This is a genomic window from Desulfobulbaceae bacterium, assembly GCA_015231515.1.
Taxonomy (GTDB): domain Bacteria; phylum Desulfobacterota; class Desulfobulbia; order Desulfobulbales; family VMSU01; genus JADGBM01.
This window is the reverse complement of the sequence record JADGBM010000195.1, coordinates 1-3,236: the sequence shown is the minus strand read 5'-3', so window position 1 is coordinate 3,236 and position 3,236 is coordinate 1. Positions and strand designations below refer to the sequence as shown.

At 45.0% G+C, this 3,236-nt stretch carries 3 protein-coding genes; 2 read left to right on the top strand and 1 reads right to left on the bottom strand.

Annotation, left to right across the window (positions count from 1 at the left end):
* The coding region (locus HQK80_16075; protein MBF0223710.1) for a hypothetical protein at nucleotides 1-541 on the top strand (541 nt) is incomplete at its 5' end.
* A 93-nt stretch (nucleotides 542-634) separates the two neighbouring features.
* On the opposite strand, the gene HQK80_16070 is transcribed toward HQK80_16075, so the two are convergent.
* Nucleotides 635-2,074, bottom strand: a complete 1,440-nt coding sequence (locus HQK80_16070; protein MBF0223709.1) for a tetrathionate reductase family octaheme c-type cytochrome — start codon at nucleotides 2,072-2,074, stop codon at nucleotides 635-637.
* Nucleotides 2,075-2,270: 196 nt separating this feature from the next.
* Between HQK80_16070 and HQK80_16065 the strand changes: the two genes are divergently transcribed.
* The coding region (locus tag HQK80_16065) for a sigma 54-interacting transcriptional regulator (protein ID MBF0223708.1) at nucleotides 2,271-3,236 on the top strand (966 nt) is incomplete at its 3' end.

The window sequence follows — 3,236 nt, the reverse complement described above, 5'->3', positions numbered from 1 at the left end:
CCTGAAGACCATTGATCAAATAGCCTTCCAAACGAACTTGCTAGCGCTTAATGCTGCTGTCGAGGCAGCAAGGGCCGGAGAGGCCGGAGCTGGTTTTGCCGTTGTCGCTGAAGAGGTGCGAAATCTTGCCATGCGAACTGCTGAAGCTGCCAATAATGTAACTGATATGTTGGAACAAAACAGTGTGAGAGTTGAAACGGGAGTTCAGTTTGTCTCACAAGCAGGTGAAGCCTTTATAACTTCAGCCAATGAAACAGGAAAAACAGCTCAGTTGTTGAGTGAAATTGCCTCAGCTTCAAAGGAGCAGTCAACCGGTATTGATCAATTGACAAAAGCAGTACATGACCTGGATGCTGTAACACAGAAAAATGCCGCTGGAGCCGATGATGCTTCACACATGGCTCGTGACATGGAACAACAATCAGCCAATCTTTCAGAGGACATAGCAACCCTCATCCAACTTGTGAAAGGTAAGGGGGCCCGGCTTGAGATTGAAAAAAACCATGAATCAGCAGGTCAGCTTCGACTAACATCTCATTAGTCGATGATATGCAGGTGAAAGTGCCCGACACTCACCTGAAACAGGGGTGCCGGGCCGGGGAAGTGATCTGCCGTTACTATTTAAAGAAAAAGACTATCTCAACGAAATATGCCTGGATCGGGAGGCGCTTTTATCTCGCATCGGGTCAGCTTTATAACCGAGAGCCTTCCAGTCAAATCTTCCTTTATCGCCATGGCAATCAAGACAACTAAGTGCGTCTTTGGCGGGAACGACCATGTGATTAATGCGCCAGTACATCTCCGTGGGTGCAAACCCATATTCACCGCTATAAGCAAGGCCTGATGCCTTCATGCCAGCGGCAGCAGCTTTATTCCAATCATAATTTACCCAGTAGGCATCCGGATCTTTTTTTGACCCGAAAACCTTTGGAGTAATCAGGTAGGAATATTTTTTGTCGTAAATCTGCATTCCTTTGTGAACTTTGAAAGGATATATTTTTGCCTTGGCGTCCTCTCTATCGCCTTCTGGCCAGCTCAGCTTGGTAATCGCATCAGGATCAATTTTGTTGCCAAGGTGATATGCTCCACCCGAACCGTTGTACCAGGCATAGGTTGGGACAACATCCTTGCCCCAGATGAAGTCGCCTTTCTTTTTGTCGTAGGTTGATTTGCCATACTCATCATGTTCAGGGGTGATTCGATCTTCACCTGCAGTTGACCAATCCCATGACATCTTGGTAGGCATCTCTTTGGCAAAAGTTGGAATATGACACGTTTGGCAGGCAATTGTATCCATATGGCTATTGAGCAGCGACTCTTGGTGGGGTTCATGATCATGACAGTCCGTGCAGGAGACGTGTTCTTTTCCTCCAGGTGAGACCACCATGGCGTTGCCTTTGATCTTATGACTCTCTGTGGCATGACAACTCTGACAACTGAATTTTTCTCCGTCACTGGCCATGTGAACGTCGTGGCTCTTTTTGGGATCTATCATGGATGAGTCGATGTCACCATGTTTGACATTGTTGCCGCCTCCGCCGTATCCATGACAGGTAATGCAGTTTTGCCTGCTTGGCATTCCAACATTTTGTGAAACTAAGACAAGATCAACAGCTTTTTCGTCCAGTTTTGGATTACCCGTGTACCCTGCTGGCATACCAGCCCCTGGGCCGGGCTTCTTGTAAGTTGTGGTTGTATCGTGACAGACGAGACAATCCACTCTCGATTTATCAGAAAAATCAAAGGTGCTGTCTTTCCAGCCGTAACTGATGTGGCAGCTTGTGCACCGTGGCCAGTTACCGTTAATGGAAATGCAGAAATTATTGATGGCGTTTTTCTTGCCGCGAAAAATATTTTTTTCACCAGAAATATCCTGTTCAAGTTCCCACGTCCAATGACTACTCTGCATGACATCATGTGCCGCATTCTCGTGGCATTCCAGGCATTTCTGCGTCACTTCCATAGGGGTGCTGAATGGACCGACAATCTGCTTGTGTTCCTCGTTTGCAAAGCTTTTAACCGCTATTGCCAGAGACGCAATACATACCAAGGTGACAAATTTTCTGTTTTTCATAACGAACAACCTCCTCACAATAAGTATTTAATATAGATGGGATACTTTAAGAATTTCATGGCACAATATTTTCAGTGTTCAAATAGCAACGATAATGCCAACTGTTAAGTCGTGGCCAATTTGAAAGCCTAAAAGTCTGAAATTACTAAAAAAAATAATAAAACACTGGTCGTGGGTATTGTTAACAATTAACAACATGTCTTTACAAAGTGTTAAGAAGAATGCTAAAAGGTTAACATCATTAGATGCGATGTATTCATTACAAATGGAGGCGGTGATGTTTAAAAATATTGGTACCCAATTCTGGGAAACGGTGATAGCAACCATACAAGAAGGCCTCATGCTCATTGCCCCAGACGGCAAGATTATTTTTGTGAACAAATCCTTTGAAAAACTGATGGGCTATTCTGCAGAAGAACTTATTGGCAAATCATGTGATGTGTTTCGTTGCGACCGCTGTTTTCAGGCAAGAACTGACGGGCTTGACAAGTATTGTGCACTGTTTAAAGACCAAAGGGTGCGGAGTAGTCAATGTACCTTTCGAAAAAAAGACGGCTCCCCGATACATCTGCTCAAAAACGCCACGGTCATTCGAGACGACGGGGGAGAGGTTGTTGGCGGCATTGAGACGTTGATTGATTTAAGTAATGTCGTTGCCAGGGAAAACGAGATAGCCATATTACGTAAACAGCTTCATTATGACGACAGTTTCCATGGAATCATTGGCAACTCCTTGGCAATGCGCAGCGTCTTTGATCTTGTTGGAAGTGCGGCCCAATCGGAGGCGCCAATTATAATTTACGGTGAATCGGGAACCGGAAAAGAGATGATTGCCTCGGCAATTCATCAAAATAGTAGTCGTAAAAGTTCACCTTTTATTAAGGTGAACTGTTCGGCCTTAAATGAAAATCTTCTTGAAAGTGAACTGTTTGGCCATATCAAGGGCTCGTTTACGGGTGCAGAGACGAATAGAATTGGGCGATTCGAGGCGGCAAACGGGGGAAGCATTTTTCTTGACGAAATAGGTGATCTTCCTTTGAGTACCCAGACCAAACTTCTGCGGGTACTGCAGGAAAAAGAGGTTGAGCGAGTTGGCGATCATCGACCAATCAAGCTTGATGTCCGGGTTATTTCGGCAACCAATAAAGAGTTGAGAAAGCGT